General features: G+C 69.8%; 17 protein-coding genes. 7 read left to right on the top strand and 10 right to left on the bottom strand.

The genetic code is table 11. The annotated features are described in order from the left end of the window. Positions 1–15 precede the first annotated feature (15 nt). Positions 16–681: a phosphate signaling complex protein PhoU gene (phoU, locus tag BLS56_RS12955; protein ID WP_091450258.1), complete on the top strand. Its 666-nt coding sequence runs from the start codon at positions 16–18 to the stop codon at positions 679–681. Positions 682–834: 153 nt separating this feature from the next. On the opposite strand, the gene BLS56_RS12950 is transcribed toward phoU, so the two are convergent. From BLS56_RS12950 to BLS56_RS12905, 10 genes are all read right to left on the bottom strand, one after another. Next, entirely contained in the window at positions 835–1,614 is a 780-nt protein-coding gene (locus BLS56_RS12950) for an ESX secretion-associated protein EspG (protein ID WP_091450257.1), read from the bottom strand. Between the two features lie 6 nt (positions 1,615–1,620). Beyond that, on the bottom strand, positions 1,621–3,306 hold the full coding sequence (locus tag BLS56_RS12945) for a hypothetical protein (protein ID WP_091450256.1): 1,686 nt from the start codon (positions 3,304–3,306) through the stop codon (positions 1,621–1,623). A 22-nt stretch (positions 3,307–3,328) separates the two neighbouring features. After that, positions 3,329–3,874: a DUF3558 family protein gene (locus tag BLS56_RS12940; protein WP_228771621.1), complete on the bottom strand. Its 546-nt coding sequence runs from the start codon at positions 3,872–3,874 to the stop codon at positions 3,329–3,331. A gap of 74 nt (positions 3,875–3,948) precedes the next feature. Further along, positions 3,949–4,335 carry a hypothetical protein gene (locus BLS56_RS12935; RefSeq protein WP_228771595.1) on the bottom strand — a complete coding sequence of 129 codons (387 nt, stop codon included), beginning with the start codon at positions 4,333–4,335 and terminating at the stop codon, positions 3,949–3,951. A gap of 220 nt (positions 4,336–4,555) precedes the next feature. Then, on the bottom strand, positions 4,556–5,332 hold the full coding sequence (gene pstB / locus BLS56_RS12930) for a phosphate ABC transporter ATP-binding protein PstB (RefSeq protein ID WP_091450254.1): 777 nt from the start codon (positions 5,330–5,332) through the stop codon (positions 4,556–4,558). Positions 5,333–5,342: 10 nt separating this feature from the next. Further along, the gene (pstA, locus tag BLS56_RS12925) at positions 5,343–6,254 is read right to left on the bottom strand and encodes a phosphate ABC transporter permease PstA (RefSeq protein WP_091450253.1); all 912 of its coding nucleotides are present in this window, start codon (positions 6,252–6,254) and stop codon (positions 5,343–5,345) included. Beyond that, complete coding sequence (pstC, locus tag BLS56_RS12920; protein ID WP_175482799.1) at positions 6,251–7,354, bottom strand: phosphate ABC transporter permease subunit PstC; 1,104 nt, start codon at positions 7,352–7,354, stop codon at positions 6,251–6,253. Before pstC ends, pstA begins: the two co-directional genes overlap by 4 nt. A gap of 34 nt (positions 7,355–7,388) precedes the next feature. Then, the gene (pstS, locus tag BLS56_RS12915) at positions 7,389–8,516 is read right to left on the bottom strand and encodes a phosphate ABC transporter substrate-binding protein PstS (protein WP_091450252.1); all 1,128 of its coding nucleotides are present in this window, start codon (positions 8,514–8,516) and stop codon (positions 7,389–7,391) included. A 199-nt stretch (positions 8,517–8,715) separates the two neighbouring features. Further along, positions 8,716–9,612 (bottom strand): mycothiol synthase, encoded by an 897-nt coding sequence (mshD, locus tag BLS56_RS12910; RefSeq protein WP_228771594.1) that lies wholly within the window; start codon positions 9,610–9,612, stop codon positions 8,716–8,718. 126 nt (positions 9,613–9,738) lie between these two features. Further along, positions 9,739–10,482, bottom strand: a complete 744-nt coding sequence (locus BLS56_RS12905; RefSeq protein ID WP_091450250.1) for a winged helix-turn-helix transcriptional regulator — start codon at positions 10,480–10,482, stop codon at positions 9,739–9,741. Positions 10,483–11,037: 555 nt separating this feature from the next. On the opposite strand from BLS56_RS12905, the gene BLS56_RS12900 reads away from it, so the two are divergent. From BLS56_RS12900 to BLS56_RS12875, 6 genes are all read left to right on the top strand, one after another. Beyond that, the gene (locus BLS56_RS12900; protein ID WP_091450249.1) at positions 11,038–11,919 is read left to right on the top strand and encodes an LmeA family phospholipid-binding protein; all 882 of its coding nucleotides are present in this window, start codon (positions 11,038–11,040) and stop codon (positions 11,917–11,919) included. Further along, on the top strand, positions 11,916–12,416 hold the full coding sequence (locus BLS56_RS12895; RefSeq protein WP_091450248.1) for a TlpA family protein disulfide reductase: 501 nt from the start codon (positions 11,916–11,918) through the stop codon (positions 12,414–12,416). The genes BLS56_RS12900 and BLS56_RS12895 overlap by 4 nt, the downstream gene beginning before the upstream one ends. A 254-nt stretch (positions 12,417–12,670) precedes the next feature. After that, positions 12,671–13,168: a DUF4395 domain-containing protein gene (locus tag BLS56_RS12890; protein ID WP_091450247.1), complete on the top strand. Its 498-nt coding sequence runs from the start codon at positions 12,671–12,673 to the stop codon at positions 13,166–13,168. Further along, positions 13,165–13,998, top strand: coding sequence for a sulfurtransferase (locus BLS56_RS12885; protein ID WP_091450246.1), 834 nt, complete (start codon positions 13,165–13,167; stop codon positions 13,996–13,998). The genes BLS56_RS12890 and BLS56_RS12885 overlap by 4 nt, the downstream gene beginning before the upstream one ends. A 27-nt stretch (positions 13,999–14,025) precedes the next feature. Next, on the top strand, positions 14,026–14,334 hold the full coding sequence (locus tag BLS56_RS12880; protein ID WP_091450245.1) for a DUF1416 domain-containing protein: 309 nt from the start codon (positions 14,026–14,028) through the stop codon (positions 14,332–14,334). Positions 14,335–14,416: 82 nt separating this feature from the next. Beyond that, on the top strand, positions 14,417–14,809 hold the full coding sequence (locus BLS56_RS12875) for a hypothetical protein (RefSeq protein ID WP_139190647.1): 393 nt from the start codon (positions 14,417–14,419) through the stop codon (positions 14,807–14,809). Positions 14,810–14,890: the final 81 nt, after the last annotated feature.

Here is a 14,890-nt window from a genome sequence, read left to right as displayed (position 1 = left end):
TCTAGGCTGTGGGCCATGCGTGAGGCCTACCATCTCGAACTTGGACAGCTCGCCGACCACCTGGGTGGCATGTGCTCTATGGTCGCCGAGGCGATGGAGCTCGCCACGCGCGCTCTGCTGGAGACGAACCTGAGCATCGCCGAACAGGTCATCAGCGGCGACGAGAAAATCGACGACGCCCGCTCCGCCTGCGAGGAGCACGCCTACGCGCTGCTCGCTCTGCAGGCCCCGGTGGCGACCGACCTGCGCACGGTGCTCGCGGCCATCCACGCCGCGGAAAGCCTGGAGCGCATGGGCGACCTGGCCCTGCACGTGGCCAAGGCGGCCCGCCGCAGGCACCCGTCCCCGGTGCTGCCGGAGCCGGTGCACGGCTACTTCGCCGAGATGGGCCGGGTCGCGGTCCAACTGGCCCGCAAGGCCGAGGCCGTCATCCGCAGCCAGGACGTCGCCGCCGCGCGCGCTTTGGAAGACGCCGACGACGAGATGGACGACCTGCACCGCCACCTGTTCACCGTGATCATGAACAAGGACTGGCCGCATGGGGTGGCGTCGGCGGTCGACGTGACCCTGCTGGGGCGCTTCTACGAGCGCTACGCGGACCATGCTGTTTCGGTCGCCAAGCGGGTCGTGTTCGTTGTTACCGGCCGTATGCCTGGCTCGTTCGGGGATGAAGACGTCTGAGCCTGGCTCTGGGTTCGGGGTTGGCTCGATGGGGTGGAGCACCCGGCGAGCGGACGTTTCCGTTTGAGTGGGGGGCGGGTGTGCTGCCTCGCTCGCATCGGGCACGTGGCAGGGGCAGGCTTGGTTTTGGCAGGAGGGCGGGTGTGCTCCTGGTCAGGGCCTGGTGGTGGGGGCTGCCGACAGGATGAGGTCGCCTAGTTGTTGGGCCAGGCGGGCGTTGTCCGCGGGGGAGTAGGTGGCGCGGATGGCGCCGTTGGGTTCTGGGCGGCTTAGGGAGAGGTAGCGGCCCGCGTCGGTGTCGATCCAGCTGACGGTGCCCGCGTCTACCTCGCGGCCGTGTCTGCCTCGGCCGCTGACGGTGAAGAAGCCGTAGCCGGTGCGGGGGCGTTCGAGCATGGCGGCGGCCATGCGCAGTTGGGCGTCGGTGTTGGTGCGGGGGGCGCGGACCGGTTGGACGAAGCCGCCGCCGGAGTCGTCGCGGGGTTGGGGGGCGGCTTCGATGACCTGCACTGACTGGCCCGGTCCGGCTTGGGCGGGGGGCAGCAGCGCGACCAGGCTGCGGGCGAGGGCCGCGGGGCTGATCAGGTCGAACTGGATGCTTTGGCCCTCTTGGATGGCCAAGACCGCGGTGGAACCCGCAGCGGCGGCGCGGGCGCGGATGCGGCGGTCGTGGTTGACGGTGCCCATCATGCCGATGCCGATGTCGTGGTCGCTGGTGACCGTCAGCGCGGCCGCGACGTCCGGGTCGACCTCCGAGTGGTGGATCAGGCCGCGGTTGGACAGGTCGGTGAACACGACCTTCGCGATGCGGTTCCGGTCCTCTTCGAGTTGACCGAAGCTGGGGATCTCGAATGGGAACAGCCTGCAGTTGACCCGCAGCGCCTGCGACAGCATGTCCACCGCGGCGAGGGACAGCGAGAACGAGCGTGGCATCTGGCGTTAGCCGCCGATCACTGGGGGAGCGGTCATCTCGTCGGTGCCGAACACCTCGTCCGGGTCGGCCTCGACCAGGTACGACGGCCGCGAGTGCTCTTCGTCCTCGCCGCCCTGGCCGCGGGCGCCACCGGCGCCCATGCCCGCGCCCATCCCGGCCCCGCCGCGGCCGCCTGCCGCGCCCATCGGGCCACCGCCGCGGCCACCGGTGGCCGCGTGCTCCGCTGCGAGCGCGCCCGCGCCCGCCCCGACGCCTGGGCCCATCGGTCCGGCCTTGCCGCCGAAACCGCCACTACCGCCCGCCCCTGCGCCCGCGCCGAAACCGCCGCCGGGCCCGAAGCCGCCACGGCCACCGCCGCCGCCGAAGCCGCCGCGACCACCGCGGGCGGTGTCACCGCCGCCGGGTCCCATCCCGCCCGCCATCGGCGGGATGCCGCCAGGGAAGCCCGCGTGGCCGCCCTGCTGGTTGCCGCCACCGGGAAGCTGGCCGCCACCGCCGGGCTGGTTGGGGATGGAGCCGTCGAAGCCGCCGGGGCCGGTGCCGTTGTTGCCGCCGGGGTTCGGGTGCGGCAGCGGGGTCACCGGGGGCCGCCTGCCCTGGTCGCCGGAGTCGCCATTGGGGTCGGTGTGGGTGTCGATGCCGCCGGGCGGCGGCGCGACGGGCGGACGGTCGGGCGGAAGCCGCGGGTGCTGGTCGATCGAGCCGTCGCGGCCGGTGCCGCCGTCGCGGTTGACGTCGACGGTGCTGTCACCGGGCCGCTGGACGCGGTCGTCGCCGCCGGGGCGGTCGCCCTCGTCGGAGCCGCCGCCGCCCATCTGCGGCGGCGCGTCGAAGGCGGGCATGGCCGACGAGCTGCTCAGCGTGCTGTCGTAGGAGCCGACGACCCGGGCGGCTTCCTCGTGCGCGGCCTGGCTTTCCCGGTACTGCGCCTGGTACTGGTCGTTCTTGCGCATCAACTCGATCGGGTCGGTCGTGTTCATCAGGTCGCGGTTGGCCGCGTCCGCGTCGAACGGGACCTCTTCTGGCATCGAGTTCTTCGCCTCGGCCAGCGCTTCGGCCTGGATGCCGGTCTGCGTTCCGGCGAGCTGCGCGCTCTGCCCAGCCTTGCCGACCCAGTTGCCGATGTCGGCCATGAACCTGCGGGCGGAGTCACCCGCGGAGCCCTGCCAGTCGGCCTGGCTGTCGTTGATCGCGGCGGCGACGGTGTCCTGGAACTGGGCCATCGCGTTGCCCGCGTTGAGGTACAGGTCGCCGATCTCGCCGATCTGGTCGGGATCGACCGACTCGGTCACCATGGGCTTGAGCGAGCCGTGCTCGATGCTGAGGTAGTTGGAGCACTGCATCGCGGCCGTCGGCCGCATCGCCAGGCCTTGTGCGAGCTGGTTGGCCTGGGAGTTCATCCCCTGGTTGTACTGCTCGCTGATCTCGCTGTTGCGGGTGAACTGCTTCCAGACCTCGTACCAGGGGGCGTTCTCGATTTCCTGGTCGACGCGCTGCTCAGCCTGCTCGCGGACGTCGCCGCGGGTGTCGGAGGTGCCCGTCCGGTCGATGTAGACCGGGCTCCCCGAGTCGTACGTCGGGTCGTACGACGGGTGGCTCGGGTCGTAGTTCCGACTCGACGGGTTCGACACGTCGGTGGTCGCGCGGTCCCCTTGGTGCGGGGTGTACGCGGTTCTGACCGGTCCGGGCATGTGGCTCAACCTCCCCCTTGGTTCAGGGCAATCGGGGCTCGACTAGCTGCGCGGCCGTCAGCGCGGGCGCGCACAGCTTCGCGCCGTCGCCGCCGGTCGCCATGACATCCACCCGCGACTTCGCTGTCACGGCCAGGGTGATCGCGCACCCGCCACCCACGCCGCGCAGGCTCTGTTCGGAGTCGCGCGAATTGACCTTCAACGGCTTCTTCTCGCCATAGGCCACGACGTCGGCGAGCCCCAGCTTGTCGAAGAGCGCGACGCTGAGGTTGTAGCTGTCGGCGATGCTGGCCTTCTCGACGCGATAAGAGCATGTCCGGGCCGGGCCGATTTTCTCTTCGCCCATGCTCTTGGTGATGCCCAGCGACCCGAACGCGGACTCCGGCAGCAGATCGCAGGGCTTGACCTCGGTCAAGGGCGAGTCGGCTCCGTTCGCCGACGTCTTGGTCGAGGACGGTGGCGTCGACGTGGTCGATGACCCGGGGCTGGCTGTGCTCGGCTGGACCGGGCCCGGCTCCGCGGTCGGGTTGCCCGGGGTCTCGGTGGAGCACGCGGCTCCCCCCGCCATCACGACGGCGAGTGCCGGAGCCAACCAGAGCGAATGCCTCACTGTTCCCCTTTTAGCGTGTTCGAGCGGATCGGTCAGCCGGTGAACGTGCCCGCGTTGGACTCGTCGGTGCGCACGTAGTTGGCCATGGCCTGCTGGATGCCCTCTTCCGCCTTGATCAGCGACTCGCGGAACTGCCTGAGCTGCGTCAGGAAGCCCCGGTCGTCGGTCGCGACCTGCACCAACAGCGGCTTCATGACCTCGGCGTTGTTGCTGCTGCCGAGCATCGGCTCCTGTTCGAGCACATGCAGCCTTTCCTGCTCGGAGTCGACCCAGGCGGCCATCTCGCGGATGGCCCGCAGCAGGGCCTCGCCGCCCTTCTCGTTCACCGCGAACTTGCCCGCGGCCGCGTTCCCCGCGAAGTCGCTCATGGCCTTGCCGATCGGGCTCAATGGCGCGTTGCCGCCCTCATCGATGTACATGCCACCCCCTGGTCTGTCCGCCCACCCGAAGCCACATCCGCACACAACATCAATCACACAAGCCAAGGGCACCGTACCAATCCGGTCCGGCGCTCGCCTTGACTGTGACGAGATGGGAAAGACGAAAGTTCCCCGGAAACGCGCAGGTCCCCCGTACGGGCGAACCGCACGGGGGACCTGAACTGACAGTGACGATCGGCGACGAACCGAGCCGAATGGCTCAGCCGAAACGGCCCGAGATGTAGTCCTCGGTCGCCTTCTGGCCGGGGTTGGAAAAGATCCGCTCGGTGTCGTCCACCTCGACCAGGCGGCCGGGCTGCCCGACGCCCGCGAGGTTGAAGAACGCCGTCTGGTCGCTCACCCGGGCGGCCTGCTGCATGTTGTGGGTGACGATGACGATCGTGTAGTCCTTCTTGAGCTCGCCGATCAGGTCCTCGATCGCCAGGGTGGAGATCGGGTCCAGCGCCGAGCACGGCTCGTCCATCAGCAGCACGTCCGGCCGCACGGCGATGGCCCGGGCGATGCACAGCCGCTGCTGCTGGCCGCCGGAGAGGCCGCCGCCGGGGCGGTTGAGGCGGTCCTTGACCTCGGCCCAGAGGTTGGCGCCGCGCAGGGCCTCCTCGGCGACCCGGTCGAGCTTGCGCTTGTCGCGCTCGCCCGCGAGCTTGAGCCCGGCCACGACGTTGTCGCGGATGGACATGGTCGGGAACGGGTTGGGCCGCTGGAACACCATGCCGATGGTGCGGCGCACCGACACCGGGTCGACCGACGAGGCGTAGACGTCCTCGCCGTCGAGGAGCACCTTGCCTTCCGCGCGGGCGCCCGGGATCACCTCGTGCATACGGTTGAGCGACCGCAGGACGGTCGACTTGCCGCAGCCCGACGGGCCGATGAACGCGGTGACGCTGTGCGGCGGCACTGCCAGCGAGACGCTGTCCACGGCGTGGAACTTGCCGTAGTACAGGTTCAGGTCCTTCACATCTATGCGCTTGGCCATGATCGCTGCCTTACTTGGTCTTCAGGGACGTCAGCCGTGAGATCAGCGATCCCAGCAGGTTGAACACGGTGATGATGAGGATCAGCGTGACCGCGGCTCCCCAGACCCGGGCCTCGCCCACCTCGTTCGTGGTGAGCCGCTCGGAGGTCATGAGCAGCGGCAGGGAGGACATGTTGCCGCCGAACGGGTCGTAGTTGATGAACACGGTGTAGCCGACCAGGACGAGCACCGGCGCGGTCTCGCCCATGACGCGGGCGATGGCCAGGGTGATGCCGGTGATGATGCCGGACATCGCGGTCGGGATGACGATCTTGACGATGGTCTTCCACTTGGGGATGCCCAGCGCGTACGCGGCCTCGCGCAACTCGTCGGGGACGATCTTGAGCAGTTCCTCGGTCGTCCGCACGACGACCGGGATCATCAGCAGCACCAGCGCCAGCGACACCGCGAACGCGCTGCGCGGCATTCCGAGCGTGGTGACCCACAGCGCGTAGATGAACAGCGCCGCGACGATCGATGGCACGCCGGAGAGGATGTCGACGGTGAAGGTCACCGCCTTCGCCAGCCGGGAGCGCTTGCCGTACTCGACGAGGTAGATCGCCACCAGGATGGCGATCGGCACGGCGATGACGGCGCAGATCAGGCCCTGGAACAGGGTGCCGATGATCGCGTGGTAGACGCCGCCGCCGAACTGTCGGGAGGTCAGGCCCGCCAGCGACTTCTGCCACCAGTCGACGTTGAGGACGTGCTCGAAGCCCTTGGCGAGCACGGTGATCAGCAGCCACACCAGCGGCGCCAGGGCGATCAGGAAGGCGAAGCCGACCAGGATCGTGGCCAGCCGGTTCTTGAGCCTGCGGGCCGAGTTGACTTCCTGGAACGCGGGCGGGGCCGCGGGCCGGTCGAGGTCAGTCGCTGTGGTCATTCGTACTCCTTGTGACCGGCGATGATGGACCGGGCGAACGCGTTGACCACGAAGGTCAGGATGAACAGCACGAGGCCAGCGGCGATGTAGGCGCCCGCGCCGCGCGGGTCGTTGAACTCCTGGGCCGCACGGGCGATCTTCGACGCGATCGTGTCGCCGCCGTCGAACAGGCTGAACCCGAAGTTCTGGTTGGTGGAGCTCAGGATGATCAGCACGGCGATGGTCTCGCCCAGCGCGCGGCCGAGCCCCAGCATCGACGCGCTGATGTAGCCCGCCTTGCCGAAGGGCAGCACGGTCGTGCGCACGACCTCCCACTTGGTGGCGCCGAGCGCGAGCGCGCCCTCGATCTGCATCGACGGCGTGCGGTCGAACACCTCGCGGCTGATCGCGGTGATGATCGGCAGCAGCATCACGGCGAGCACGATTCCCGCGGTGAAGATCGTCTGGCCGATGGCCAGGTTGGAGCTGCCGGTGGCGAACAGCGGAATCCAGCCGAGGTTCTCGTTGAGCCACGTGCTGATCGGGGCCAGCGCGGGCGCGAGCACGTAGGCGCCCCAGAGGCCGTAGATGATCGACGGGACCGCGGCGAGCAGGTCGACCAGGTAGGCGAACGGCCGGGCGAGCCTGCGCGGGGCGTACTGGGTCAGGAACAGCGCGATTCCCAGCGACACCGGCATCGCGATGAGCAGCGCGAACACCGAGCTGAACACGGTGACCAGCAGCAGGTCGAGCACACCGAAGGCCAGGTCCGGCGGCTCGGCGTCCCACACTCTGCTGAACAGGAAGTTCGCGTCGTTGTCGACCAGCGACGGGATCGCCTGGATCAGCAGGAAGACGCCGATCAGCACGATCATGGCAACGACGAAGACGCCGGACCCGACAGTCAACGTCTTGAAGATCTTGTCACCGGGTCGGGTGACAACCTTGGCGGCCGGAGTGGGCTCGGCGGGCGGAGTCTTCTTGGTGGAAGGGCCACCCTTGCCCGGCGCGGTGGATGAAATCGGTGCCTCCGGTGCGGTCTTGGACGCAACGCCGCCCCGCGCCCCGCCGGTGCTCGCACCGGGGGCCGCGGGGCGTCCGACCATGTCGGAATCGCTCATATCGTCATCTCTGCTAGCAGTGTGCCAGTGCCGCTTACGCGATCGCCGCGATCGCGGTCAGCAGCTTCGCCTGGAACTCGTTCGGCAGCGGGACGTAGCCCGCGTCGGCGAGCGCGGCCTGGCCGTCGGTGGCCGCGACGGTGAGGAACGCCTTCACGGCCTTGGCGGTGTCGGGGTCGTAGCCCTTGGAGCAGACGATCTCGTAGGTCGCGAGCACCAGCGGGTAGGCGCCCGCGGTGTTGCTGGCGTAGAGCGCGTCGAGGTCGATGACCAGGTCGTTGCCCTCGCCCTTGAGCGTGGCGGACTTGATCGCGTTCGCGGCGCCCTCGGCGCCGAGCGCGACCGCGCCGGAACCGCTGTCGATCTTGGCGGCGGACAGCTTCTTGTCCTGGACGTAGGACCACTCGATGTAGCCGATGGTGCCGTCACCGGCGCCGATGGCGTCCGCGACACCCGCGGAGCCCTGCGCGCCCTGGCCGACGCCGCCGTTGAACTTCTTGCCTGCGTCCTTGGTCCACGCGCCCTTGCCCGCGGCCTTGAGGTACTTCTGGAAGTTGTCGGTGGTGCCCGACTCGTCGCCGCGGTAGATGACCGTGATCGCCTTGTCCGGCAGGCTCACGCCGCTGTTGATCGCGGTGATGGCCGGGTCGTTCCACTTGGCGACCGCGCCGCTGAAGATCTTGGCGGTGACCTCGGGGGTCAGGGTCAGGTCGGTGACGCCGTCGAGCTTGTAGGCGATGCCGACCGGGCCGAAGACCAGCGGCAGGTTCCACGCCGGGTTGCTCTGGCAGCGCTGCGCGGCCGCGTCGACCTCGCCCTTGTCCTTGCTCAGCGCCGAGTCGCTGCCGCCGATGTCGACGATGCCCGCGGTGAACTGCTTCACGCCCGCGCCGGAGCCGGACGGGGTGTAGGAGAGCTGGTAGTCCGGGCACTTGACGCCGTAGGCGGCGGTGAACGCCTCGATGGCGCCCTTCTGCGCGCTGGAACCCTCCGCGACCAGGGCCTTCTTGCCACCGCACTCGACCGGGGCGCTGTTGGTGGGCGCGGCTGCCCCGGAGGAGCTGCCACCCGCCGGGGTGTTGGCGTCGCTGCCGCACGCCGAGAGCGCGAGGGCGCCTGCCGCGATGATGCCCAGCACGGACGCGGGCCGCTTGATGATCACAGTGATTCCTCCAGCAGGAGTCTTCTCAGGTCGCGGCGTGACACCAGGCCAGCCGCCTCGCCGGCGACGCTAGGCAGCGGTGGTGGACGCACCCCCTTCTAGAGGTGAACGGCAAGTGAACAAGGCCGTCTATATGGACGCCGCGACATTGCCGAAGCTCGCCTGTGGCCTGCCCGTGACCTGGGATTTTTCTCCGTGATCACCCGGATGCGCGCTGTGTTCGTACGGCGTACTGAACGTCGGCGGCCGAACGGACGAACCCCAATCGACTGTATACCGCAATGGCGGGTTTGTTGTCGGCCTCGACATAGAGGATCACCGCGGGGACGCCTGCCGCCCGCAGGTGGGCCAGCCCGACGAGGGTGAGCGCCTTGCCCAGGCCGCCGCCCTGCGCCGCGGGATCGACGCCGACGACATACACCTCACCGACGCCGTCCGAGTGGACCTTGGTCCAGTGGAAACCGAGGATCCGACCGTCAGAGCCGACAGCGAGGAAGAGGCCTGCCGGGTCGAACCAGGGCTCGGCCTCGGTGGCGAGCACGTCCGCGACGGTCAGCGCCCCCTGCTCGGGATGCCAGTCGAAGGCCCGCCGGTTGACCTCGACCAGGGCTTCCTCGTCGCGCCCCGGCTCGAACGCGCGGACCCGCACGCCCTCGGGCCAGACCGGACGCGGGACCTCGCCTGCGAACTCAAGCCGCATCGTCAGCAGTTCGCGGACCGGTTCGAGGCCGAGCCTGGCGGCGACGCGGGCGGCGGCGGGGTGCTCGCCGTGCGCCCAGATCCGCACGCCTTCGGCCGCCCGCGCGAGCACGGCGGCGACCAGGGCGGAGCCGATGCCGCGGCGGCGGGCGTCGGGGTGGACCACGACCTCGGCGACCTGGCGGCCGAACGCGTCGCCGCCGGTGTCCAGGTGGGCATAGCCTGCGAGCACGTCGCCGTCCACAGCCAGCAGGTGCTCGCCGCCGCGGAACTCGCGGGGCAGCGGCCCCTCGGGCAGAGCCTCGGGTCGGCCGTCCGCGGTCCGGGCGGCGAGCAGCAGCGGGCGGATCTTCTCGACGGCGGCCGGGGAGTCGGCCACCCAGGTCAGTTCGGTCACTTGGCCGACGTTACTTACCGCCATGCTCTTGCGACCGTCCTGACTGTCTGTCCCATCTAGCTGTCTGTCCTATCTAGCTGTCTGTCCTATCTGGCTGTCTGTCCTATCTGGCTGTCTTAGCCGGACTTACCGAATGTCGACCGGGTAGACGGCCAAGTCGGGCTCCGGCATCGACTCGGCCTCGCGGCGGGCGCCACCGGCCTTGGGCGGCTGCACGAACTTGTAGCCGACGTTGCGCACGGTGCCGATCATCTGCTCGTGCTCCGGGCCGAGCTTGGCGCGCAGCCGCCGGACGTGCACGTCGACCGTGCGGGTGCCGCCGAAGAAGTCGTAACCCCACACCTCCTGCAGCAGCTGCGCCCGGGTGAACACCCGGCCTGCGTGCTGCGCGAGGTACTTGAGCAGCTCGAACTCCTTGTAGGTGAGGTCGAGCGGGCGCCCGCGCAGGCGGGCCATGTAGGTGGCCTCATCGATGACGAGCTCGCCGAGGCGCAGCGCGCCGTCCGCGGCGACGCCAGCGGGGCCGCGCGAGGTCAGCAGCCGCAGGCGGGCGTCGACCTCGGCCGGGCCCGCGGTGGGCAGCAGGATCTCGTCGATGCGCCAGTCGCTGTTGATGGCCACCAGGCCACCCTCGTTGACCACGGCGAGGACAGGGCAGCTGTCGCCGCCACTGGTGAGCAGGCGGCACAGGCTCTTGGCGGCGGCCAGGTCGGTGCGGGCGTCCACGACGACCGCGTCGCGGGAACCCGCCTCAAGCAGGGCGGTGACCTCCGGCGCCTGGGTGCGCACCGTGTGCGGGAGAAGCATCAGCGACGGGAGCACGGATCCGGGCTCCGGGTCGGCGGTCAGCAGCAGCAGGTCGAGGCTCATCCGAGTCCGCCTCTCTCTTGCGTGAATCCGCTCCGCGTCGTTGGGGTGCGGTCCCCGATCGGGGGGTTTCGATTTCGGCTGGCAGGAGAATAACCCTCGTACTCGGCAAATGTCGTGGTCGTGACGTCCGCATCACACGCATGCACGCAGGGGACCTGGGCATCCCGCGACCCCCGGGCGGCGTGTTACGGCTGCGTTAATCCAGTGTCCACCTGCCGATTGGCGCACCTGGCCGCGTTTTCAAACCCTGTCACGGAATGGTTTGTGAAACACCTGTTACACGGGAGTCAAGCCGCGAAAGATGGCCACAGGGGGCAACGTGAGCGGGTTTCGCGACCTCGACTTTCGTGAAGATCGGCGGCCCCGGCCGGGCGCACTGCGTACGCTGAGTGTGCTTGCCAGCCGCGGTGGCCTACCCCACCGATGGCGCGGGGCGGGGACCAGGATCATTGACGGTGGGACCCCGCGCGAAGCGGGTAACTGGGCAGTAACCGGCAGTGCGGGCGGACCGCCCATGCCTGCCGAACACGGACTGTGAACACGGACGGGTGGCGTATGACGACCATGACGAACTCCGGAAGGCCGCAGGCGGCCCCGAGGCGGGGCCGCTCCAAGGCCGTGCGGCGCCTCGTCATCACGCTGGTGGTGCTGCTCGCCCTGCTGGTGGCCGCCGACTTCGGCGCCGCTGCGGTGTTCGAGCACGAGGTGTCCAAGCGGGCGCAGCAGCAGTTCGGGCTGCGCGACCACCCCTCGGTGAAGGTCGGCGGGTTCTCCTTCCTCGTCCAGGCCGTCTCCGGCGAGTACGACCTGGTCACCGTCGACGCCAAGGGGGTGCCGGTCAAGGACGCCCTGCGCGACGTCGAGGTGCACGCCGACCTGCGCGGCGTGCAGGCGCCGCTGTCGGAGCTGGTGAGCGGGTCGCTCACCGGGGTGCCGGTCCGCGAGGTCGAGGGCCAGGTCAAGGTCAAGGCCGCCGACGTCAACCGCGCCATCCAGCAGAACAGCAACGAGGTCGTCAGGGTGATCAACAACCTCACCGTCGACCCGGTCAGCGTGCAGACGGTCAACACCGTGCCCGCCGAGGGCGGCGAAACCGAGGAGGACACCAGCGAGGTCGCCGACCAGGAGGGCACCACCGCGGGCGTGAAGCTGTGCGGGACGGCCGACATCGCGGGCCAGTCGACCGAGCTGTGCGTGTTCTCGATCATCTCCCTGGTCGAGGGCAGCATCGAGGTCTCGCCCAAGCGCCTCGAACTGCGCAACTCGGCCTCCTCGGCGCAGCTGCCCGCCGCCCTGCAGGCGAAGGTGCTGCCGCTGTTCGCGATCACCCTCGACCCGGGCGGCCTGCCGTTCAAGGTCACCCCGACCGCGGTGACCGTCGAGCCGGGCCTGCTCTCGGTCAAGGGCAAGGCCACCGACGTGGTCCTGGGCCGATGACCGGCGCGCTCGTGGCGCTGGGCACGCTGCTGCTGGCCGCGGCGGCGGGCCTGGCGCTGCGCGCGCGAGACGGCAGGATCCGCGTGACCGCGGCCGCCCCGTCCGCCGACACCGGGTCTGGGAACAGCGGGTCTGGGAACAGCGGGTCGGTGAGCAGTGAGCCGGTGAGCGGTCAGCCGGTGGACAAGGTGCCCGAGGACGTGCGGGCGGTGCTGGACCCGGCCGCCGCGGTCACCCTCGTCCAGCTCTCCACCACCTTCTGCACGCCGTGCAGGCACGCCCGGGTGGTCCTGTCCGACCTCGCGGACCGCACCGACGGCCTCGCGCACACCGACATCGACCTCACCGACCGGCCCGCGCTGGCCGCCGCGCTCGCGGTCCTGCGCACGCCCACGACGCTGGCCGTCGATGCCCACGGAGTGGAACTCCTGCGGGTCGGAGGGGTGCCGAAACGGAACGATCTGCTCGCCGCGCTGCGCCCGCACCTGCCTGCCTGACCCTCGTCACCTGCGCTTACGGGTTTCGCAAGGGCCGTCCGGCCTGTCTCACCAAGTGGGCAGCCCCTCCCACCTCCAGGAACTGGCGGTAAGCTCCCGGCCGTGACCAGCTACCTGACCAGGCGTCGCACGGTGGACTTCTGCCGTGTCGACAGCAGCCTGTGTCGGGCATCGATCTGACCGGGCGGCAGTCCGCGGCCCCGCCGCGCCCGCCCCATCGGACCCCGATCCCGCGTCCAGGTCAGGAGGCCACAGTGTCTGGACCGACAGAGCCCAGTCCGCACCAATCCGCACAACTAGCCGCCCAGCCGTCCGGCCGGACTGTCGACCCGCGCGGGCCGCGGTTCGCCGCCTGGGTGACCACCGCCGTGCTGGTCGCGGTGCTGGTCACCGGCTGGTGGCCGCTGCTCGCCGCGCAGGCCGTGGTGTTCGCGCTCGGCGCGTTCGCCGGGCCGCGCCATTCCCCGTACTCGGTGCTCTACCGCGTCCTCGTCGCGCCCCGGCTCGCGCCGACCGACGAGCGTGAGGATGTCGCGCCGCTGCGCTTCGCCCAGGGCGTCGGCTTCGGGTTCGCCGTCGTCGGCGTGCTCGGCTACGCCAGTGGGCTCGTCGCCCTCGGGGTCGTGGCGACCGCGTTCGCGCTCGCCGCGGCCTTCCTGAACGCCGCGTTCGGGTTCTGCCTCGGCTGCGAGGCGTATCTGCTGCTCAACCGTCTGTCCATCATCAACAAGAAAGTGGGAACCGCCCGATGAGCCGCGAAGACGTGCTGGTTACGGCACAGTGGGCCGAGGAGAACCTTGAGACGCCCGGAGTGGTGTTTGTCGAGGTAGACGAGGACGCGAGCGCCTACGACACCGGCCACATCCCGGGTGCGGTGAAGGTCGACTGGCGCCAGGACCTGCAGGACCCGGTTCGCCGCGACTTCGTCGACCGCGCGGGCTTCGAGAAGCTGCTCTCCGCGCGCGGCATCGGCAACGACGACACCGTGGTCCTCTACGGCGGCAACAACAACTGGTTCGCCGCCTACGCGTACTGGTACTTCAAGCTCTACGGCCACGAGTCGGTCAAGCTGCTCGACGGCGGCCGCAAGAAGTGGGAGCTCGACGGCCGCCCGCTCAGCGCCGACCCGGTGAGCCGCCCGGAGACGACCTACAGCGCCAAGGAGCAGGACCTGTCGCTGCGCGCGTTCCGCGACGAGGCCGTGGCCGCGATCAACACCAAGAACCTCGTCGACGTCCGCTCGCCCGACGAGTTCTCCGGCAAGCTGTCCGCCCCCGCGCACCTGCCGCAGGAGCAGGCGCAGGTCAAGGGCCACATCCCCAGCGCGATCAACGTGCCGTGGAGCAAAGCGGCCAACGAGGACGGCACCTTCAAGTCCAACGACGAACTCCGCGAGCTCTACCAGGAAGCCGGACTGGACGAGGGCAAGGCCACCGTGGCGTACTGCCGCATCGGCGAGCGCTCCTCACACACCTGGTTCGCCCTGCACGAGCTGCTGGGCTACGAGGACGTGAAGAACTACGACGGCTCGTGGACCGAGTACGGCTCCCTGGTCGGCGTCCCGGTCGAAATCGGCGCGTAAGCGACAACCCCCGAAAGGTGAACTCAGATGGCTGACTCCTGTGGCGCCCCCGAGCAGGGTGCTGCCCTGCCCGCGAACGTGGACGCGGGCAAGGAAATCGTCCTGAACGGCAAGGTCACCAGTGGTGGCGAGCCCGTCGGCGGCGCGTTCGTGCGGCTGCTGGACTCGACCGGCGAGTTCACCGCCGAGGTCGTGTCCTCGGCCGCGGGCGACTTCCGCTTCTTCGCCGCCCCCGGCGAGTGGACCGTGCGCGCCCTGCACCGCAACGGCAACGGCGAAGCCAAGGTCAACGCCGACGGCCCCGGCCTACACGAGGTCGCCGTCGCCGTCGGCTGAGTGCCGCGCAAGACCGTTAAGAGGTCCGGGAGTTCACCGAACTCCCGGACCTCTTGCCGTCTCGCGGGTAAAGATGGCCGTCATGAGCACGTGCGGAGAGTGCGGCGACCCGGTCGAGGCCGTCGTCATGATCGACAAACGGGGAGTGCCACACGGCGACGACGGGCACAACGTGGTCTACGACCACACCACGGCCTTCGCGTGCCCCAAGGCGCACGGCTCGGTGGCGCACTTCTCCCACGACTGCTTCGCCCCGCCGTGGGAGGAGGAGTGGGACATGTGGTGGTCCTGGGAGCTGACCGAGGCGGCCGTCGACGCGCTGCGCACCGGCCTGGTGCACTGCCCGGCCCCGCTGGACCCCGACTGCGAGTGCGCGGCCCACATCAGCCTCCGCAAGACCCGCCCGCTCATCCGCAAAGCGCGGGTTTCGGTCACGCTCTCCAAGGCGGGCGTCCCCGCCTTCGCGTCTCTCTGACAACTCCCACCACCCCACCCGGTGAGATTCCCGCCACCCCGCCCGCGCACAGTCATCGGGGACCGGACGGGCTATCCTGCC

This window comes from Actinokineospora iranica (assembly GCF_900101685.1).
GTDB lineage: Bacteria > Actinomycetota > Actinomycetes > Mycobacteriales > Pseudonocardiaceae > Actinokineospora > Actinokineospora iranica.
The sequence above is the reverse complement of the archived record's forward strand: the minus strand, read 5'-3'. Positions and strand labels throughout refer to the sequence as shown.

Coding starts and splice junctions, on each gene's coding strand:
- BLS56_RS12935 (WP_228771595.1), bottom strand. CDS start 4,335: ATGTACATCGATGAGGGCGGCAACGCGCCATTGAGCCCGATCGGCAAG.
- BLS56_RS12885 (WP_091450246.1), top strand. CDS start 13,165: ATGAGCCGCGAAGACGTGCTGGTTACGGCACAGTGGGCCGAGGAGAAC.
- BLS56_RS12880 (WP_091450245.1), top strand. CDS start 14,026: ATGGCTGACTCCTGTGGCGCCCCCGAGCAGGGTGCTGCCCTGCCCGCG.
- pstA (WP_091450253.1), bottom strand. CDS start 6,254: ATGACCACAGCGACTGACCTCGACCGGCCCGCGGCCCCGCCCGCGTTC.
- BLS56_RS12950 (WP_091450257.1), bottom strand. CDS start 1,614: ATGCCACGCTCGTTCTCGCTGTCCCTCGCCGCGGTGGACATGCTGTCG.
- BLS56_RS12895 (WP_091450248.1), top strand. CDS start 11,916: ATGACCGGCGCGCTCGTGGCGCTGGGCACGCTGCTGCTGGCCGCGGCG.
- BLS56_RS12945 (WP_091450256.1), bottom strand. CDS start 3,306: ATGCCCGGACCGGTCAGAACCGCGTACACCCCGCACCAAGGGGACCGC.
- BLS56_RS12900 (WP_091450249.1), top strand. CDS start 11,038: ATGACGACCATGACGAACTCCGGAAGGCCGCAGGCGGCCCCGAGGCGG.
- pstC (WP_175482799.1), bottom strand. CDS start 7,354: ATGAGCGATTCCGACATGGTCGGACGCCCCGCGGCCCCCGGTGCGAGC.
- BLS56_RS12875 (WP_139190647.1), top strand. CDS start 14,417: ATGAGCACGTGCGGAGAGTGCGGCGACCCGGTCGAGGCCGTCGTCATG.
- pstB (WP_091450254.1), bottom strand. CDS start 5,332: ATGGCCAAGCGCATAGATGTGAAGGACCTGAACCTGTACTACGGCAAG.
- phoU (WP_091450258.1), top strand. CDS start 16: ATGCGTGAGGCCTACCATCTCGAACTTGGACAGCTCGCCGACCACCTG.
- BLS56_RS12940 (WP_228771621.1), bottom strand. CDS start 3,874: ATGGCGGGGGGAGCCGCGTGCTCCACCGAGACCCCGGGCAACCCGACC.
- BLS56_RS12905 (WP_091450250.1), bottom strand. CDS start 10,482: ATGAGCCTCGACCTGCTGCTGCTGACCGCCGACCCGGAGCCCGGATCC.